This is a genomic window from Ewingella sp. C233, from assembly GCF_055407225.1.
The window spans coordinates 546158-565453 of record NZ_JBUZRI010000002.1; the positions used below are offsets into that span (position 1 = coordinate 546158).

Consider the following 19296-nt stretch of genomic DNA (forward strand, 5'->3'; position numbering starts at 1 on the left):
ACCCAAGGTTTTGCGCTGTGGTCGCCTACCACATCAACGCCCCGATGGCCGGAGCCATAACCACCGTCACGACGCCTGCCAGCATCATCACTAAACTCGACACGACGCCCTCTTCGGCGCCCAATTCATAGGCCTTAGCCGTGCCTGCACCGTGAGAGGCCGCACCTAAACCTGCGCCTTTCGCCAGCCCGCTTTTCACTGCCAGCCTCAGAAATAAAATATCGCCGACCGCCATGCCGAAAACCCCCGTGATCACCACAAATAGCGCGACCAAATCCGGTTGTCCACCCAGCTGTTTGGCCGCTGCCAGGGCGAAAGGCGTAGTGATGGAGCGCACCGCGAGACTGCGCTGGATCTCTTCCGGCAACGTCAGCATTCTGGCCAGCCAGACCGAACTGCTGACCGCCACAATAATGGCCGTCAGCACGCCAGCACTCAGCGACAACCAGTGGCGGCGGATGATCACCATGTTCTCGTAAACAGGGACGGCGAATGCGATGGTTGACGGACCCAGCAGCCACAGCAGCCAGTGGGTTTCACCGATGTAATCCTGATAGGAAACATGGGTCACTACCAGCAACCCCACCAGCACCACCGGCGTCAGAACCAGTGGCATAAACAGCAGTGTGCGCCGCTGGCGGTAGAGTTTTTTGTTGGCGAAATAGAGACCGAGCGTCACCAGAAAACAGACCATGCTGATAATAATATCAGTCACGGGATGCCTTCCTGGCGGCCAGCCTCTGTTCAAGCCGGTAGACACGATCAACCACCAGCGACGTCGCCCCAAGCGTCAGCAAAGTACTGATACCAATCACCAGAAAAATCTTCCAGCCTTCGACCATCAGTAACTGCGCATAATTCACCACAGCCACTACCGCGGGCACGAAGAACAACAGCATTTCGGCCAGCAGCCAGCGTGAACCGGCCTTCACCCATTTCAGTGGCAAGACGCGAAAAACAATCAGCAATAACAGCATCAGCATACCGACAATATTGGCCGGCAAAGGTAAATGCAGCAATGTAACCAGACGGTCAGCAATCAGGAACAGGAACGCATACAGCACCACCTGAACAGGCACCTGACAACGGTTCAACAGGGACGGCGCACGGGTGCGCAACGCCAACAACATGGGGATGACCTCGGAGGGTAAATAAAAAACAGGCTGAATTATACGTTGGCAGGAAACCTGTAAAGAAATGAATTAAAATCATCCAAATGATTCCAAAATGGAATACTCAATAATGGATGTCCGTACGTTACGTTATTTCGTCGAAGTGGTCCGGCAGCAGAGCTTTACACGGGCGGCGGAAAAACTGTTCGTCACCCAGCCGACCATCAGCAAAATGCTACGTCATCTGGAAGATGAGCTGGAGTGCACGCTGATTGTCCGTGAGGGACGACGCCTGCGCCTGACCGACAGCGGACAAGCGGTTTATCAGCGAGGCCTGAATATTCTCGAGGAGTTCCGCCAGCTCGAAGCCGAACTGGAAGACATTAATACAGTGAAACGCGGGCGGCTGCGTCTGGGCATCCCGCCGATGGTCGGTACGCAAATGGCGCCGCTGATCGGCGAATTCCGTCAGCAGTTTCCGGGCATTGAGTTAATCATCTCGGAGTTTGGCGGCCTGACGGTGCAGCAGGCCGTGATCTCCGGCGAGCTGGATCTGGCACTGACTGCCCTGCCTGCCGACGCCGTGCCCTCGATTGCATCGTTGCCGCTCTTCAGCCATCCGCTTTGCGTCGTGGTACCGCGTAATGAGAAGTGGCTCAACCGCACCCGGGTGTCGATAACCGAACTGGCTGAAGAAAGTATCCTGATTTATAACGAAGATTTTGCGCTTTACCGCATGCTGATGGAGGCGTTCATCACCCACGGATTTACGCCAAAAATCGCCGCCCGCAGCGGCCAGTGGGACTTCCTCGCTGCCATGGTCCAGACCGGTATGGGCATCGCGATTCTGCCCGAACCTATCTGCCAGCGGCTGGATAAAAACAGCCTGATGTGGATACCGCTCGATCCCGCCATGCCGTGGCAGTTAGGGCTTATCTGGCATCAGGGAAGTTATCTGTCGCACAGTGCGCAGGCGTGGATTTCACTTTGCCGGGCATACTGGCAGCAGGAAGGAGAGGAAGGCGCGCACACCTGATAGCATGCGCGCTGTCGTAGCAAAGAAATCAATGACAGAGGATCACACCTCTTTTTCGACCAGCAGGGCTTCGAGCAGGTCGAGGTCGTGCAGCAGTTTTTGCAGGGTTTCATTACTGATTTTCTGCGTCGCACGCAGATGATAAAGCTCACCACGCTCGGCCCGCAGAGCCGTCAGGCGGAAGCGGCGCTCAAGATTTTCCAACTTCAGTGCAGTTTCTATATCATCTTTATTGGCCGTTCGCCGCCGCAGCGTGCCGATCACCCTTGAGCTGATCTCCTTCAGCGTCTGCTCGTCGATATTCTCTTCGGCATCTGCCGCCAGACGCTCCTCCATTTTATGCAGGCTTTCGATCGCCACTTCGGCGGCAATCGACTTCGCCATTCGCTCCTCTTCACGATAGGTTGAACCGTCAGCGACGATGACCCCTTTGAGCAGGAACGGCAGGGCAATCACACCGGCGATCAATGAGAACAAGATCACGCCGGTTGCCAGAAATACCAGTTGGTAGCGCGACGGGAAGGCGGTGCCATCGGCCAGAAACAGCGGAATAGACAGTACACCGGCCAGCGTTATCGCCCCGCGCACACCGGCGAAAGAAGCTATCCATAATTCACGCGTACTGTAACTGCCAAACAGCAACGGTTTCTTTTTCAGGAAACGGTTACTGATATTTTTCATCACCCACAGCCAGACAAAGCGTAACAACAACAACGCAAAGTAGATGATGCCGACGTCAGCAAACAGGTGCCAGGTGACGATAGATGAGTCGTGAGTGGCCTGATCGAGCGAGTTCTTCAGGATCCCTGGCAGTTGCAGGCCAAGCATAATGAACACCATGCCGTTGAACACGAACTCAAGCATCGCCCAGACACTGTTGGCCCGCAGGCGCATCGCCAGCGGAGCGTTACGGATAATGCCGGACTGGCTGATGGTCATACCGGCCGCCACGGCGGCCAGAATGCCCGACACACCAATATGTTCGGCAATCAGATATGAAGCAAACGGCAGCAGCAGCAGAAAGACAATTTGCGTCGCCGGATCATCCCCGCTCCAGCGGCTCATAATGCGCAGCGATTTACTGTACAACCAGGTCACCGCCACACCGGCCATCAGGCCACCGATGGCGACTTTGAGGAATTCAACCGACGCACCGCCGACGGTAAAGATCATGGTGCCCATCGCCACGGCGATGGCAAATTTCAGCGACACCAGACCCGACGCATCATTCATCAGCGCCTCACCTTCCAGCACGCCCATGATCGATTTAGGAATACGCCCTTTACCGACAATCCCGCCGAGCGCCACGGCATCGGTCGGCGACAGCACCGCCGCCAGCGCGAAGGCCGCCACCAACGGAATACCCGGCACCATCATATAAATCAGGTAGCCGATACCCACAACGGTGAGAAGAACCAGCACCAGCGCCAGCCCAAGAATTTCGCGTCCGTGGTGTAAAAACTCACGGGTCGGGGTTTTCCAGCCATCGGCAAACAGCAACGGTGGAATAAACAGCACTAAAAACAGCTCAGGGTCGAAATCGACGTGCAGACCAAAACTCGGCCAGGCCAACAATGCCCCGACCGCGATCTGCATCAGAGGGAGTGGAATTTGAAACGGCAACATTCTGGTCACGACACCGGAGAGCGACACCACCAGAATCAGAATCAGAATGGTAAAGAAGATTTCCATGCTTTCCTTAGACTCTTATTTTTATGATTTCAATCAGACGGGGTCTGACACATACAGGGGAATAGTAGATCAAAAAAGAGGAATTTTTAAATCAGACAGTGCTCAAACGCTTTTAACGCCAACATCTCCACCGACTTGCCGGTGACATTTTGAACACGGCCGAAGCTTCTCTAAATTCAAAACCGAAAATTCAAAACCTGGTCTGTTTTGTCTTTTAAAAAAGTGTGGGTCGCATTCAAAAATGGCGCTGAACGAGAGGTGCAAACCCGCGTGTCTTTTTACGCGGGTTTGCACCCGAAGTGAAGGAACCGCAACGCGGCGGCATTTTGCGGCTATAACAACGGTGCCTGAAACACGGCCATTGTGACCCGCGCAGCTGCCGTTGTTCCATGAAAAAGCCCGGGAGTCCAGAGGGCGGCGGCGATTGGCCGCCCTCTGGTCGGCGCGGACCGACGCCCACGGTTTTGATTTTGATTTTAAAAAGGCGTGATATTTTTTCGCCCAAAAAAATCTTAAATGGCCCATCCACCTGCGTAAAACGCCACCAGCGCCACGGCAATAATCACCGTCCCGACATTCAGCTTGCGCCATTCGCCGGAGAAAATGCGGCCGATAACCAGCGAACTGAAGCCCAGCATAATACCCGTCACGATATTACAGGTGAGCACGATAAATACGGCGCACAGCAGGCCGGACATCGCATCCACGAAATCATCGAAATCCAGTTTAGTCACGTTGCTCAGCATCAGCAGGCCGACATACATCAGCGCCGGTGCCGTGGCGTAAGCCGGAACCAGATAAGAGAGCGGAGACAGGAACAGCATCAGCAGGAACAACACGCCGACGACGGTGGCCGTCAGACCGGTTTTACCGCCTGCCGCCGTACCCGCTGCGGATTCGATATAAACGGCCGCAGGCGCTGCGCCTACCAGACCGGCAAACATGCTGCTGATGGAATCAGAGGTCAGCGCTTTCCCACCGCTGATGATCTGACCGTTTTTATCCAGCAAATTAGCCTGACCGGCGACGGCACGGATGGTGCCTGTGGCATCAAATACCGCCGTCATGACCAGCGCCAGCACGCTTGGCAGCACCGCCATTTTCAGCGCGCCCATGATATCGAGATTAAACAGCACCGAGTGTCCGTTGGCATCAGACAGCGACGGCATGGCAAACAGCCCCTGATATTTCACCGCCGGATCAAAAATCAGACCGATAATAGAAATGGCGATAATCACCAGCAGAATACCGCCGGGAACGCGCAGTTTTTCCAGACCGAAAATCACGGCCAGACCCAGCAACGTCATGATCACCGGGAAGGAGGTAAATGCGCCCAGCGTAACCGGCAAACCATCAAGAGGGTTTTTGATCACCAGACCGACACCGTTAGCAGCAATGAGCAGCAGGAACAGGCCGATACCAATGCCGGTGCCATGCGCAACGCCCATCGGTAAATTGCGCAATATCCATGAGCGGATACCGGTCACCGAGATGATGGTAAACAGCACCCCCATCAGGAATACCGCACCCAGCGCCACAGGCACGCTGATATGTTGGCCCAGCACCAGACTGAAAGCGGTAAAGGCCGTCAGGGAAATCGCACAGCCAATGGCCAGCGGCAAATTCGCCCACAGCCCCATTAACAATGAACCGAAGCCCGCCACCAGACAGGTTGCAACAAACACAGCACTCGGAGAGAAACCGGCTTTACCCAACATGGCCGGGACAACAATAACGGAGTAAACCATCGCCAGAAAAGTCGTCAGACCGGCAATGATCTCCTGACGGACATTGCTGCCGCGTGCGGAAATTTTGAAATAAGCATCAAGCGAACCGGTGGGCGCGATATTGCCGCCCGCTTGGCTGTGTTGACTAGACATGTGTAACCCTCTGAAGTGTCTTGCTGAAAAGCCTGCGTGGTCATTACGAAACCGTTTCGTCACGTTCGCTTCCCTACCCGGTGAAATGTATGTCGAAAACAGGAAAGATCGACGCGCAAAACCAAGGCAAACGTTTAACTCTCATCGCGTAAGGCGGAAATAAAAACCACGGGTACTGCAAAGCAAACGATTATCCGGCCATTAACCCCCTCTTTTCAACTCCCGTTCACGACAAATTCGTCTTATTTGGTCATTTAAAAAGCATATCGACAGAGAATTTGCGCAAACCCTCTATTTTTAGCGATCTGCAAGTTAGAAACAGTCGCCTCAAATCCGCTACGGCGAAAAAACAGCCATTTCGGGCAGGTAAAATGCCATCAGCAATTGCGGTGGAGTTATAAAGAAAACGCGCAGGGGTTAAACGGTTAAAATAAATCAGACGGGGTGATCTCCGGCACAGCATTAATAATAGAGCAATGCCGGAGAAGGGGTAATAGGTTTCACTTATGCTTTGCGATTTTTGAATACCCTGGAATAAACCCCAGATCCAATAAAATATATTTCCCTGTATCACCCTTGCGGCGGTGAATTACGTCCCAATGTGGTACGGACCTCCCTGTTCGAGGGCTTTCTGGTAAGCCGGGCGCGCTTGCACCGTCGATAACCAGGTTTGTACATGAGGATATTTTTCCAGCCCGCCGCGCGCGACCATCGCTTCTATCGGAAAACTCATCTGAATATCTGCCGCACTGAAATCACTGCCCGCAAACCAGCGGTTATCGGTCAGGTGCTTTTCGAGATAAGCACCGTGAGTGGCGAGTTGTTTATCCAGATAGTTTTGCTGAACGCCTTTACCAATTGCCCCCGCAATCGGGCGGATCAGCCAGGGCATCGGCGGCTTGCCGAGACGGCCAAAAATCAGTTTCATCACCAGAATCGGCATCAATGACCCTTCAGCATAGTGCATCCAGTAGCGAAATTGCTGTCGGGCAAAGTGATCAGTTGGCTTAAGGCTGCCTTGAGCATCATAGGTTTCCTGCAGGTACTCGATAATCGCGCCCGACTCGGCGAGGGTCAGATCGTTATCCACCAGAACCGGGGATTTCCCCAGCGGATGCACTTTCTTTAACGAGGCAGGTGCCAGCATCGTTTTTTCATCCCGTTGATATCGCTGTATTTGATAGGGGACTTCCAGCTCTTCCAGCATCCAGAGAATTCTCTGCGAACGTGAATTATTCAAATGGTGGACGATGATCATACATTCTGCTCCCAACTGATTAGCCTGATTAATAGTTAACTATAGCCGATAGCGCCAAGCCCTGTATTTTAGGACAATAAAAACCCTGCAATAAATAAGCTTAATAAGCGTTATGCGCTCCGTTTCATTTATAACTCTGCGAAATTACTCTTAAGTAAATTTAATGCTAAACCGCTATTTCATTAGCGTTTAATATTTTTTAATGCCATCATCGCCGCGCTCAAATTAGCCGTTTTTGTGTGGAGTCTCTGCATGCTTTCCAGTAATTACAACGATGTCCTTATTCTGTTTTCCTTCATCGTTGCCATGCTCGCTTCTTATACCGCACTCGACATGGCTGGACGGGTGGCAACCACACAGGGAAAGGCATCACGTTTATGGCTGGCAGGCGGCGCGCTGTCGATGGGGATAGGCATCTGGTCGATGCACTTCATCGGTATGCTGGCCTTCAGTCTGCCTGTTTCAATGGGTTACGACCCGTTAATCACCCTGCTCTCCATGATCATTGCCATTATCTCTTCCGCCTTTGCCCTTTGGCTGGTTTGTCAGGAACACCTGCCAACCCAAAGCCTGGTGCTGGGTGCATTGTTGATGGGCGGCGGAATTGCGGCGATGCACTACACCGGCATGGCGGCGATGCGTATGATGCCCGCCATCAGTTATAGTGTTGGCTGGGTGGTGTTATCCGTGGTAGTGGCGATTGCTGCATCCGGCGCGGCACTGTGGATGGCATTTCATCTGCGCCAGCAGTCGCCTAACGTTAAAATGCTGCGGGTCGGCGCGGCGGTCCTGATGGGTACCGCGATTGTCGGCATGCACTACATCGGCATGGCAGCGGCCAATTTCCCTCACGACACCCACAGCATGGCGGCCTATTCCGGCGTGAATAATAACTGGCTGGCCCTGCTGGTGATTGTCGTCACGCTGGCGGTGCTGGCTATCACCCTGATTATTTCGGTGCTCGACGCCCGCCTGCAGGCGCGTACTTCAATTCTGGCCTCATCACTTGCGCAAGCTAACCGCGAGCTTACGCAGCTGGCGTTACACGATAACCTGACTAAATTGCCTAACCGCCTGTTGCTGGAAGATCGCCTGAGTCAGGCTTTTCAGAAATCCGGACGCGGTGACTCTTCATTTGCACTGCTGTTTCTCGACCTCGATGGTTTCAAGGCGGTCAACGACGCCTTCGGCCACCACGTTGGCGATCAACTGCTGGTCGCGGTTACTGAGAGAGTGCGTGAAGAAGTGCGAGCAGCAGATACCCTGGCGCGCCTTGGCGGTGACGAGTTTGTGCTGCTGATGGAAATCACAGAGCCCAATGACGCAGCGACGCTGGCCGACAAGCTGGTGCATCTGATCGCCAAACCTTTTCAGGTTTCGCGTTATGAGTTGCTGGTTTCCGTCAGTATCGGCATCGCGGTCTATCCGGGCGATGGCAACGATGAGCGCGAATTGATGCTCAATGCCGATGCCGCGATGTACCACACCAAAAATTCGGGCCGCAACGGCCACAGCTTCTTCCAGCCGTCGATGAATGCCAACGCGCAAGACCAGCTACAACTGCTCAACGATTTACGCCTGGCAGTCGAGCATGACGAACTGCGTTTGCAGTATCAGCCGAAATTTATCGCCCCGCATGGCCCGGTAACCGGTTTTGAAGCGCTGCTGCGCTGGGAGCGCCACGGCACCATGCTCAGCCCCGATGTTTTCCTGCCAATGGCGGAGAAAACCGGCCTGATTATTCCTATTGGCGAATGGGTGATTAACGAGGCCTGCCGCCAGTTGCGCATCTGGCATCTGGGCGGTCACAGCCACTGGACGGTGGCGGTGAATCTGTCCGCACTGCAGTTTGAGCAGGTTAATCTGGTCGACATGGTGATTGCCACCATACAACGCCATCAGATCCCGCCGCAAATGCTGACGCTGGAAGTGACCGAAACCACCGCGATGCGTGATCCCGACGCCAGCGTGGCGATCCTCGAACAGCTCACAAACTATGGCGTCAGGGCTTCTATTGATGATTTCGGCACCGGTTATTCCAGCCTGCTCTATCTCAAACGACTGCCTGCCAGTGAGTTGAAAATTGATGGCGCCTTCATCAATGACCTGATTGCCGGCAGCGAAGACGCCAGCATTGTGCAGGCCATTATTGCACTGGGCCAGACACTCAATTTGAAAGTAGTGGCCGAAGGGGTGGAAACCAGCCAACAGCAAGACTTTCTCACTGAGCTAGGGTGTGACACATTGCAGGGATATCTGCTGGGCCGCCCGATGACGCCGCAGCAAATTTCGGAACATCCGGAGTCGGATTGGGAAGCGAAGGTGGGGTGAGGGATAAGTCGCGTCTCATCGGGCGCTTTTTAAGGTCAAAACCGACTTATGTAATTTTTTTCTTTATGCGAAATAGAACCAGGCGGTTTCGATCAGCCCTTCTTTTATTTCAAATATGGCAACGCTTTCGATGGGGTGTTCGTTTAAGCCATGAATTTTTTCGTGGTCAAAGACTTTATTTCCCAATACGGAGCGTGAGATGAGCTCGGCGCGCAATGCCGGGTTATTGAAGCGATGATTGGCATAGAAGTCACGCAGTTGCTCTTTCCCGACCGTAGAAGGCTCGGTAGCAGGCATACGGTAACCTTTGAAAGTGTCGCTGAAACAGGCTACAAATTTGTCAAGATTGTGTTCGTTGTAAGCATAAAACTGTTGTTCTACTGGCGTTAATGGACTTGACATCCCGATCTCCAAATTGAATATAAATGTTGTTTTTATGAATTAAAATTCAATATGTAGTGATACCGTATTGTTGTCAACTGCGCGGTTTTAAATCCCATAACTTTCTCACCGTCGCCATCAATCCCGGTGTTCCTGTCGCAACGGACAGATCGCGGATACTTTCTGAGCCGAAGCTGACCACGGTTTCCAGCCCGGCTTCCTGACATAACACCGCACCGCCCGCGATATCCCACAACGTAGTACGCCGCTGCAAGTGGCCATCAGTAATGCCTTTCGCGGCGAACACCATGCCAATGGTGGTACAGCGGTAACATTGTACCGACCAGTCGGCGGCACGCAGTCCCTGATAAAACGCCGCAGCTTCATCGAGTTTATCGTCCGAGCTGTCACCCAGCGACACAATCTGCACATCGCCAAACCGGCTGTCACGCACGAAAGTCTGTCCGTTACGGAAAATCCCTTTGCCGCTTTCGGCAGAAAATTGTTCGTTGAGTACCGGCAACGCCACCACGCCAATCACCGGTTTGTTCTCTTCCACCAACCCGAGAGAAACACCCCACAGCGGCGAGCCGCGCAGGAAATTAGAGGTGCCGTCGATAGGGTCGATCACCCAGCACACCGCGTCGGTTAACGCACCGCCCAGCTCCTCACCTATGATGGCGTCCTGTGGAAAATGCTCCGCCAGCTGCGTGCGGATAAACTGTTCGACCGCCACATCAGCCTGCGAGACAAAATCCTGCACCTTTTTGCTGCTAACCTGAATCTCGTCGCGACGGTTAAAATACCCCAGCGCCAGTTCGGCAGCCTGCGCCGCAATCTGGCTGGCTTTCGCCAGACGCACGGACATGTCGTGGTTCATCATCCCTTTCCTCTATTTTAAAATCGGCGTAATGCAGTCTGTCACTGAAAGATATCATTGAAATGACAACGCATCAGAGACTTGCCAAAACAGGCTAAAAAGCTCTATATCTGTTAGTTAATTATTTGTTAAATACCCGTCCTTTTCAGCCCCGGAGATTGCCATGCCTGATGCCGCTCATCTTTTGCCATTTATGCTGATTGCTTTTGGGCTGGTGCTGACACCTGGGCCTAACATGATTTACCTGATCTCCCGCTCGCTGTGTCAGGGGCCGAAAGCTGGGCTAATCTCTCTTGGCGGCGTCGTGCTGGGCTTCCTGTTTTATATGGTTTTTGCAGCACTGGGTATTACGGCGTTACTCATGGCTGTGCCTTTTGCCTATGACACGCTGCGGGTGTGCGGTGCGGCTTACTTGCTGTACATGGCGTGGCAGGCCATCAAGCCCGGCGGGCACTCACCTTTTCAGGTCAAAGACTTACCCCATGACAGCCCGAAAAAATTATTCACTATGGGCCTGATCACTAACCTGCTAAACCCGAAAACTGCCGTACTTTATCTGTCACTGTTACCGCAATTTATCGTGCCTGAACAAGGGCATGTGCTGGTGCAATCATTGGTTCTGGGCACCACGCAAATCCTGATCAGTATGAGTATTAATGCCCTGATCGCGATTTGCGCCGGGTACATTGCTGTCTTCTTTGCGGGCCGCCCGCTGTGGATGCTGGTTCAGCGCTGGCTGATGGCGACGGTTCTCAGTGGTCTGGCTGTGCGTATGCTGGTTGAAGCGCGTAAGTAAGTTGCCGTTTCTGAAAACGGTTGGGTTTTGGTCATATTCTGACGAAGCGTATCGCTATATAATCCTCTGTACAACGAATCAGAGGATATTACCGTGCGCGCTTTTACTTCCGTATGTTTGCTCGGCCTTGCGCTGAGTTTGGCTCCCCTTTCATCATGGGCTTCCCGCCAGGTTACCGACCAGCTTGGCCGGCAGGTGACTATTCCCGATCACGTCGACCGCGTCGTTGTGTTACAGCATCAGACGCTGAACCTGCTGGTGCAGCTCGACGCGACCGACGAGATAGTCGGCGTGCTGAACAACTGGAAGAAACAGCTTGGCGACAGTTATGGCCGCCTTGCTCCCTCGCTGGAAACCAAAGCGCAGGTCGGTGACCTGACCAGCGTTAATCTGGAAAGTCTGGTGGCGCTGCATCCGCAGGTGGTGTTCGTCACCAACTATGCGCCGCAGGAGATGATTGACCAGATAAGCCAGACCGGTATTGCCGTCGTGGCGATTTCGCTGCGTGAAGATGCCAAAGATCAGGCCGGTAAACTCAACCCGACGCTGGAAAATGAAGACAAAGCCTACGACGAAGGGCTGAAAAATGGCATCAGGTTGATTGGCGACGTCGTGAACCGTCCAAAACAGGCGCAGGCATTGATCGACTATACTTTTGCTCAGCGTCAGTTAGTGAGCCAGCGTTTGAAAGACATTCCGGCTGACCAGCGTATCCGCACGTACATGGCCAATCCCGAGCTGACTACCTACGGCTCCGGCAAATATACCGGGCTGATGATGGCGCACGCAGGCGCGATGAACGTCGCCGCGGCGACGGTGAAAGGCTTCAAACAGGTCGCGATGGAACAGGTGATCGCCTGGGATCCGCAGGTGATCTTCGTGCAGGATCGTTATCCGGAAGTGGTGGACCAAATTAATCAGGATCCGCAATGGCAGGCGATCGACGCCGTGAAGAACCACCGCGTCTACCTGATGCCGGAATATGCCAAAGCCTGGGGCTATCCGATGCCGGAAGCACTGGCTATCGGTGAATTGTGGATGGCAAAGAAGCTTTATCCGCAAAAATTTACTGACATCGACATGCAAAAACAGGCCGACGAATATTATCAGCGTTTCTATCGTACCCATTATGTGGGTAAGTAAGAAATGATGCGTGCAGGGATGTAGCCTCAGCCCTGGCGCTACCAAATTGAGGCGAGGTTACGACAGGAGAGAGTTATGCCGAATCCAATAAAAGTGCTGGCCGCGGGGAGTTTACGTCGCGCGTGGGCACCTATCTGTGAGGCTTTTCAGGAAGAGACCGGCAACAAAGTCGTCACGGAGTTCGGTCCTGCCGGGCTGCTACGTGAACGTATCGAGCAGGGTGAAAAAGTGGATCTGTTCGCGTCAGCGAATACGGCACATCCGCTGACGCTGCAACAACACGGCAAGGCGCTGAGCGTCGAAACGTTCTGCGGCAACAGCCTGTGTGTGACAGCACGTAAAGGGCCGGAGCTGGAAACCCTCAACTGGCTGAGCGTACTGCTCGATCCGCGCTTTCGCCTCGCGACCTCGACGCCGCAAAGTGACCCTTCGGGTGACTACACCTGGCAGATGTTTGAGCTGATTGAGCGACGCCATCCGGATGCAGGGGCGGTTTTACGCAATAAAGCGTTGCGCCTGGTGGGCAGTGATAAGTCGGCAAAAGTACCGGAAGGGAAACTGGCTGCCGAGTGGCTGATTTGCAGCGGGCAAGCCGACGTGTTTATCGGCTATACCAGCTATGCCACCCTGCTGCGGGAAAATGATGCGCTGGAGGTGTTTAACATTCCGGCGGATTACAACGTGCGCGCCAACTATGCGCTGGCAACCTGCACGGAGAAAGCCAAACCGCTGGCTGAATTCATTCTTTCAGAAACCGGCCAGCATATTTTGCAGAACGCCGGTTTTTGCGGCCGTGATTCAGTGATGCGCGAGTAGGCCGGTTACGACCGTCAAATCAGTCGTTGAAATCACGTTCCTTCAGCGCACGCTGACGGTCGTAATATTCATCTTCGGCGGCGATGATCTCATCAAGCAGTGAATCCACGTCAGCTTTCGAGGTATCTTCAGCAAACTCGCCGGTTAGTACGCTTTCCGGCGTCAGTTTGCCATCTTCGTACAGTGCCCAGATCTCTTTGGCAAAACGCGTTTCCAACAGTTCTGGCGCAAACTGACCGTAGTAGTTGCGCATATTGTTCACGTCGCGCTCAAACATCGACTCGGCGTGGTTGTTGGCGGAAGCATCCACCGCCTGCGGCAAGTCGATGATCACCGGCCCGTTGGCATCCATCAGCACGTTAAATTCTGACAAATCCCCGTGCACGATACCGGCACACAGCATACGCACAATATTGCGCACCATCGTCTCGTGGTCGGCGACGGCCTCTTCAGGCGTCAGCATGACGTCACTCAGACGCGGCGCAACCAAACCTTCAGCATCGGTGATCAGTTCCATCAGTAACACGCCATCAAGGCAAATGTAGGGCTGTGGAACGCGCACACCGGCGTTGGCGAGACGGAACAGGGCATCGACCTCGGCGGTTTGCCAGGTCTCTTCCTGCTGCTTCTTGCCGAATTTCGAGCCTTTCTGCATCGCGCGGGCGCTGCGACTGTTACGGACCTTACGTCCTTCCTGATACTGCACCGCTTGCTTAAAACTACGCTGGGTGGCTTCTTTGTAAACCTTGGCGCAACGGATCTCTCCACCGCATAACACGGTGTAAACGTCGGCTTCTTTGCCGCTTTTTAGTCGACGGACCACATCGTCTATCAGGCCGTCATCCACCAGAGGTTGGATTCTATTTGGGATTTTCATGCAGCCTTGTACCTTATTTACGCGCGCGTGGGAATCACCAGCTTAATATTCCCTTCAGGGCCTTCGATGAAGCCATCTGATTTCATGCCGTTATCGGCATCCGTTACGCTTACTGTAACACTTCGCGCGCTCTCATTTTTCGTGCGCACCTGTTTATCCAACAGTTTATCTTAATGCACAAGCAGTGCCTACTTCCTGCGCAACGTGGCGCGATTTCTGGCATCCGAAACGGGTCTTACCAGGCCAGACTAACAAAAACTCTGGCAGGCAGACAAAACCGATTTGCACATCGCGCATTCCCATCCGCAGAAAACGGCACATTAAAGCCCTTAAATTATTCCTGAGCCTGCTAATTTAATGGGCATCAGGTCTGGCGCCATTTCTCTATAATTAAGGAATTCTCTTTATTACCAGATGTAAGTAAGTGGCTTATTTTATATTTATCCTCTCCTCCTGTAATAACCTGCGTTATTTATCACTGGATTTCGTTTAGCTCACGTTTATTTATCACCCGACTTGGTATACAAACGGTTTACGATGGCAGTGATACTGTGCCGGAACTTTCTCGTTACAGGTAATCGTTATGCCAAACATTTTAATTACTGGCGCATCAGGCTTTGTCGGCGGCGCCGTGGTTGAACATATTCTTCGCCAATCTGCCATGGATAATGTTCAATTACTTTTATTAGTCAGGGCAGACGATAAAGCGGCAGGACTCGGCCGAATCATTAATAACCTGAAGAAATTTGAGTTAAGTGAAAAACAACTTTCTTTGATCACCGAAGACTCTATTTTAGTCGGCGATCTTGCTGAACCAGAAAACTTTATTGAAGACCCGCGCCTTGAAAACGTTACACACGTGATCAACTGCGCCGCCATCGCTTCATTTGGCAACAACCCGGTCCTGTGGAAGGTCAACGTGGATGGCTCACTGGTCTTTGCCAAACGTATGGCGCAGGTAAAAAGTCTGCAACGCTTCGTACACGTCGGCACCGCCATGGCGTCAATGCCAGACAAAGACAGCGTTTTCTACGAAGATATGCCTGATAACTCGCACAATGAGGATCTGGTTCAGTACACCGCCTCCAAACGTGCCATTGAAAACCTGATCCGTCAGGAATGTCCGGACATGCCTTTTGTCGTTGCGCGCCCTTCAATCATTGTGGGTCATACTCAGTTCGGCTGTCGTCCATCCAGCAGTATTTTCTGGGTGTTCCTGATGGCAATAAAACTGAAAAAATTCACCTGTACTTTTGATGCCAACATCGATGTTATTCCGGTCGATTATTGCGCCATGGTGCTGGTTAATCTCTGTCTGAACGATGATATTCAGCACGATTTCTACCATATTTCATCCGGCGAAGAAATGTGTACCCCTTTCCATGAAATAGATACGTTTGTCGCCAAAGCGGGTAACACTAAAAAGATTATCGACGAATATAAACAGATAACATATCAGGATTTCACCGGCATCAGAAAACAGTTCAAAGATATTCTCGGTCCCTGCAATGATAAGATTATCTTACGTGCCATTAAATTATACGGCGGATTTGCTGAATTAAATGTCAAATTTGATAATCAGCGTTTAATGGATATGGGGATGCCAAAACCTGCGCCTTTCAGAAGTTATATTGATAAATGCGTGACCTCTACGCGCGGTCAGTCAATTTCGGAACTGATGATGGTAGATTTTAAATAATCTTCCTCAGAGAAAGAAAAATACGCAGAAATGACACGGCGCGGAAATTCACCTTTCCGCGCCGTTTTTTATGTTACGGAGTCCCGTTGCGGCCAAACAGACGAAAACCTTCGCGCTGGTTCAGTCTTTCATAATAAGCAGTGACCGCAGGCAACGCCGGGCGTGACATCGGCGTCATCGACCAGCGGTTGACCGATAGCCCAACCGGAATGTCAGCCAGCGTAAAATCATTTCCAAGTATGTAGTCGCCGCTGCGCTGTAACTGCGCTTCAATCATCTGCATATGCCGGTTCCAGTCGCTGACACCGGCCTTGATCAGAGTTTCGTCAGTATGCTGCGGGCTGTTCCGCGCCAGTGCAGGAAAGGCATAGCGCCACGAGTTATTCAGTTCGCCCGCCTGCCAGTCCATCCATTGTTCCGTCAGCGCGCGGGTTTGCGGAGTTGCCGACAGCAGATCGGTACGCCCTTCCCTGACGGCCAGATAACGGCAAATCACGTTGGATTCCCACAGTACAAAATCCCCGTCAATCAGCACAGGAACCATGGCATTCGGGTTAAGCGCCTTAAATTGCGGCGTATCCGTTGGCTGAAAACCCGCGCCAAAATCTTCACGCAGATAATCCAGCCCCAGTTCGTGGCAGGTCCACAGCACTTTGCGCACGTTTATCGACGACGCTTTTCCCAATATTTTCAGCATAAGCCCTCCTCACTAAAAGAAAAACTTCAGTTATGACTTCCGATATTAAAAGCGCGGTCCGCTGCGTTTGAAAATACGCGTCACGGCACCGTGATATAACGCGTCACTTTGTGCAACAAAGCCACATTTTTCGGCCAGCCGGACAGAGGCCTGATGCTGCGGATCAATAATGCAGCACAGCTGGCGGCCCAGATGAGCATCCGCCCATTCCAGCACCCGACGCGCGGCTTCAAACGCATACCCTTTGCCGTGAAAAGCAGGGGAAATCACCCAGCCCATTTCGGCCAGCCCGGCAAGCGAGGGGGAAATCTCCCGCTGATAATCTGCCAGGCCAATTTCGCCAACAAAGGTGCCCTCTTTTAGAGAAACAGCCCAATAACCAAATCCCATCAGCTGCCAATGGCCTGGATAGCGCAGCAGACGGCTCCAGCTGGCTTCGCGTGAGGATGGCGTGCCGCCGATATATTTCACCACGTCAGGATCGGCCCATTGCGTGGCAATGGCTTCGAAATCGTCCACGCGGTGGGCACGTAATATAAGGCGTTCGGTTTCTAAAACGGGGGCAGAGGTATGCATGGTTCATGCTCATTAACGATCAATGAATCATAAGCTAGCACTGAATAAAGACAGGGGGAATGAGGTTTTGATAGTGGGTTATTTTTGGCGCAGCGCCGTCGGGGTCATACCGCGCATGGCTTTAAAACGGTTGCTGAAATGGCTGGTTGAGCTGAAGCCGCACTCTAGGCCAATCGAGGTGATGTCCATCGCGCTATTCAATAATAGATTTTCGGCGTGAATCAGACGCGCATTCATCACATATTGGTGCGGTGCCAACCCCATACTTTGTTTGAACATGCGGGCAAAATGGAATTCACTCAGGGCGGCGATAGCAGCCAGTTCGGCCAGTAAAAGCGGCTGGGACAGATTTGTATGAATATACTCTTTAACCCGGTTAAGCACCGACGGAGACAACCCGCCGCGCACCGTCGGCAACGCCCATTGCAGCTGCGTGTAGTTCTTCGCCAGATGCGCCATCAGCAATGTAGCAGCACTGCTGAGCATCAGCTGATTGCTGTTCTCCTGCCACTGGCTACTGAGCAAAAACTGGCGATAGAGCAGCGTAATTTGCGGATCATCGGCAAATGTGCGCTCTTCCAGCTGAATACTGGCCGGGCTGCGCTCCCAGGTTTGTTCCACCAAATGCCGCAAATGTTGGTCACTGCAATACAGGTGTACAAACGAGAGGTCATCACGCACATCCCAGCTCGACATGCTGTTTTTCGGCATGATACAGAAACGGTCCGGGCCACCGCCGTTGCGCCAGCCCGCGCGCGTCTTGTGGTAGGTTTCATAGCCGTCGGCGACATACAAACTGAGCGTATGGTGATCAGGATTTTCCTGCGTCACGCAGTCATTTTTATTCGACCAGGCCGCGAGCTGAATGCCAGAGCCCAGCTCCACGCTGTCATGCAGCACAGCGTTGTGCTTCCTGAGCGTTTCGAAAGCCTGATATCCCTTGGTCATATCGCGCACCGTCTGAGTGAATAAAGAGCGCCAGTGTACCGTTTGAGTATGCCTTACAGCCAGATGTTGCTGCCCGGCAGGGCAAAAAAATGCGCAAGAATATGCAACCCGCAGCAAGGGGCTGAAAGCAGCGCTCGGGGATTTTAGGGATACTTCCCCCCAACCCGTTGTTTTCTATTACTGAGTAATGCCATGAACGCGCTGTTATATATTTCTGTGATCCTGATTTGGGGCACCACCTGGTTTGCCATTTACCTGCAACAGGGCGACGTGCCTGTCACAGTGTCTATTTTCTACCGCTTTCTGCTGGCAGCTATTATTATGCTGGTTGCGCTGCTGGCAACACGCCGCCTGCGACGCCTGCCGTTACGCGATCACCTGTTTTGCATTCTGCAGGGATGCTGCGTCTTCAGCTTCAACTTCTACTGCTTCTATCATGCTGCGGCCTATATCAATACCGGGCTGGAGTCGGTGATATTCTCGATGTCAGTGCTGTTTAACGCCGTCAACGGCATGCTGTTCTTTCGCCAGAAACTCAGCCCGACGTTTATTCCTGCCGCACTGCTTGGGCTGGTGGGGATCGTCACGCTGTTCTGGCACGACTTAACCGCGTCACAAATTGCGCCGGAGCTGCTCAAAGGCATCGGCCTGAGCCTACTCGGCACCTTCGGCTTCTCATTGGGCAATATGATCAGCACCCGCCACAAGCAACGCGGGCTGGACGTTTTCTCCACCAATACCTACGCCATGTTTTACGGTACGGCTATTATTGGCGCCCTGGCCCTCTCGCAGGGTGAATCCTTCGCCATCGACCTGACACCGCAATATCTCGGCTCACTGGTCTATCTGTCGGTCTTCGGATCCGTGCTGGCATTCGGGATTTACTTCAGTCTGGTCGGTCGTATCGGTGCCAGTCAGGCAGCGTACAGCACATTGTTGTTCCCGCTGGTGGCCCTGACCGTCTCAACCTTTGGCGAAGGCTATCAGTGGCACATTAATGCGGTATTGGGTCTGGGGATGATCCTGCTGGGTAATCTGGTGATGTTCGCCAGACCGCGCTGGCTGGAGATGTTTCGCAAATCCGAAAAGGCCCTGAACTGAGTCAGAATGCGGAGACAGGTAAAATTCAGCTAGACTTTACTGTCTGAACTGTTCATACCTGAGGGGCCGTGCA

The 19296-nt window shown here is 52.9% G+C and carries 18 protein-coding genes; 7 read left to right on the forward strand and 11 right to left on the reverse strand.

The genetic code is table 11. The annotated features are described in order from the left end of the window. Positions 1 to 25 precede the first annotated feature (25 nt). Positions 26 to 715: an LrgB family protein gene (locus ACZRKO_RS14940; protein ID WP_463738025.1), complete on the reverse strand. Its 690-nt coding sequence runs from the start codon at positions 713 to 715 to the stop codon at positions 26 to 28. Beyond that, on the reverse strand, positions 708 to 1130 hold the full coding sequence (locus ACZRKO_RS14945) for a CidA/LrgA family protein (protein WP_463738026.1): 423 nt from the start codon (positions 1128 to 1130) through the stop codon (positions 708 to 710). Before ACZRKO_RS14945 ends, ACZRKO_RS14940 begins: the two co-directional genes overlap by 8 nt. 112 nt (positions 1131 to 1242) lie before the next feature. Between ACZRKO_RS14945 and ACZRKO_RS14950 the strand changes: the two genes are divergently transcribed. Then, complete coding sequence (locus ACZRKO_RS14950; RefSeq protein WP_463738114.1) at positions 1243 to 2148, forward strand: LysR substrate-binding domain-containing protein; 906 nt, start codon at positions 1243 to 1245, stop codon at positions 2146 to 2148. Positions 2149 to 2190: 42 nt separating this feature from the next. On the opposite strand, the gene ACZRKO_RS14955 is transcribed toward ACZRKO_RS14950, so the two are convergent. The 3 genes from ACZRKO_RS14955 to ACZRKO_RS14965 form a co-directional block, all read right to left on the reverse strand. Further along, positions 2191 to 3840 (reverse strand): Na+/H+ antiporter, encoded by a 1650-nt coding sequence (locus ACZRKO_RS14955; protein WP_463738027.1) that lies wholly within the window; start codon positions 3838 to 3840, stop codon positions 2191 to 2193. 512 nt (positions 3841 to 4352) lie between these two features. Continuing rightward, entirely contained in the window at positions 4353 to 5720 is a 1368-nt protein-coding gene (locus ACZRKO_RS14960; protein WP_463738028.1) for an NCS2 family permease, read from the reverse strand. Between the two features lie 589 nt (positions 5721 to 6309). Next, positions 6310 to 6978 carry a glutathione S-transferase family protein gene (locus ACZRKO_RS14965; RefSeq protein ID WP_463738029.1) on the reverse strand — a complete coding sequence of 223 codons (669 nt, stop codon included), beginning with the start codon at positions 6976 to 6978 and terminating at the stop codon, positions 6310 to 6312. A 252-nt stretch (positions 6979 to 7230) separates the two neighbouring features. Between ACZRKO_RS14965 and ACZRKO_RS14970 the strand changes: the two genes are divergently transcribed. Continuing rightward, the gene (locus ACZRKO_RS14970; protein WP_463738030.1) at positions 7231 to 9309 is read left to right on the forward strand and encodes a putative bifunctional diguanylate cyclase/phosphodiesterase; all 2079 of its coding nucleotides are present in this window, start codon (positions 7231 to 7233) and stop codon (positions 9307 to 9309) included. A 63-nt stretch (positions 9310 to 9372) separates the two neighbouring features. On the opposite strand, the gene ACZRKO_RS14975 is transcribed toward ACZRKO_RS14970, so the two are convergent. Both ACZRKO_RS14975 and ACZRKO_RS14980 read right to left on the reverse strand, forming a co-directional pair. Then, positions 9373 to 9711 (reverse strand): nuclear transport factor 2 family protein, encoded by a 339-nt coding sequence (locus ACZRKO_RS14975; RefSeq protein ID WP_463738031.1) that lies wholly within the window; start codon positions 9709 to 9711, stop codon positions 9373 to 9375. Between the two features lie 73 nt (positions 9712 to 9784). Continuing rightward, a complete protein-coding gene (locus ACZRKO_RS14980; RefSeq protein WP_463738032.1) occupies positions 9785 to 10573 on the reverse strand; it encodes an inositol monophosphatase family protein in 789 nt (262 codons plus the stop codon). Between the two features lie 160 nt (positions 10574 to 10733). Between ACZRKO_RS14980 and ACZRKO_RS14985 the strand changes: the two genes are divergently transcribed. The 3 genes from ACZRKO_RS14985 (at position 10734) to modA (ending at position 13325) form a co-directional block, all read left to right on the forward strand. Further along, entirely contained in the window at positions 10734 to 11366 is a 633-nt protein-coding gene (locus ACZRKO_RS14985) for a LysE family translocator (RefSeq protein WP_463738033.1), read from the forward strand. Positions 11367 to 11459: 93 nt separating this feature from the next. Then, positions 11460 to 12509: an ABC transporter substrate-binding protein gene (locus ACZRKO_RS14990; protein WP_463738034.1), complete on the forward strand. Its 1050-nt coding sequence runs from the start codon at positions 11460 to 11462 to the stop codon at positions 12507 to 12509. 75 nt (positions 12510 to 12584) lie between these two features. After that, a complete protein-coding gene (gene modA, locus ACZRKO_RS14995) occupies positions 12585 to 13325 on the forward strand; it encodes a molybdate ABC transporter substrate-binding protein (protein WP_463738035.1) in 741 nt (246 codons plus the stop codon). Positions 13326 to 13344: 19 nt separating this feature from the next. Here the strand turns inward: modA and ACZRKO_RS15000 are convergent, their stop codons facing one another. Then, a complete protein-coding gene (locus ACZRKO_RS15000) occupies positions 13345 to 14202 on the reverse strand; it encodes a PA4780 family RIO1-like protein kinase (RefSeq protein ID WP_463738036.1) in 858 nt (285 codons plus the stop codon). A gap of 583 nt (positions 14203 to 14785) precedes the next feature. Between ACZRKO_RS15000 and ACZRKO_RS15005 the strand changes: the two genes are divergently transcribed. After that, the gene (locus tag ACZRKO_RS15005; protein ID WP_463738037.1) at positions 14786 to 15901 is read left to right on the forward strand and encodes an SDR family oxidoreductase; all 1116 of its coding nucleotides are present in this window, start codon (positions 14786 to 14788) and stop codon (positions 15899 to 15901) included. A 73-nt stretch (positions 15902 to 15974) separates the two neighbouring features. On the opposite strand, the gene ACZRKO_RS15010 is transcribed toward ACZRKO_RS15005, so the two are convergent. The 3 genes from ACZRKO_RS15010 to ACZRKO_RS15020 all read right to left on the reverse strand — a co-directional run bounded on the left by ACZRKO_RS15010 (position 15975) and on the right by ACZRKO_RS15020 (position 18122). Further along, the gene (locus ACZRKO_RS15010) at positions 15975 to 16598 is read right to left on the reverse strand and encodes a glutathione S-transferase family protein (RefSeq protein ID WP_463738038.1); all 624 of its coding nucleotides are present in this window, start codon (positions 16596 to 16598) and stop codon (positions 15975 to 15977) included. A 45-nt stretch (positions 16599 to 16643) separates the two neighbouring features. After that, a complete protein-coding gene (locus ACZRKO_RS15015) occupies positions 16644 to 17174 on the reverse strand; it encodes a GNAT family N-acetyltransferase (protein ID WP_463738039.1) in 531 nt (176 codons plus the stop codon). 78 nt (positions 17175 to 17252) lie between these two features. Further along, complete coding sequence (locus ACZRKO_RS15020) at positions 17253 to 18122, reverse strand: helix-turn-helix domain-containing protein (RefSeq protein ID WP_463738040.1); 870 nt, start codon at positions 18120 to 18122, stop codon at positions 17253 to 17255. Positions 18123 to 18314: 192 nt separating this feature from the next. Between ACZRKO_RS15020 and ACZRKO_RS15025 the strand changes: the two genes are divergently transcribed. Continuing rightward, complete coding sequence (locus tag ACZRKO_RS15025; protein ID WP_463738041.1) at positions 18315 to 19223, forward strand: DMT family transporter; 909 nt, start codon at positions 18315 to 18317, stop codon at positions 19221 to 19223. The last annotated feature ends 73 nt before the right edge of the window (positions 19224 to 19296 follow it).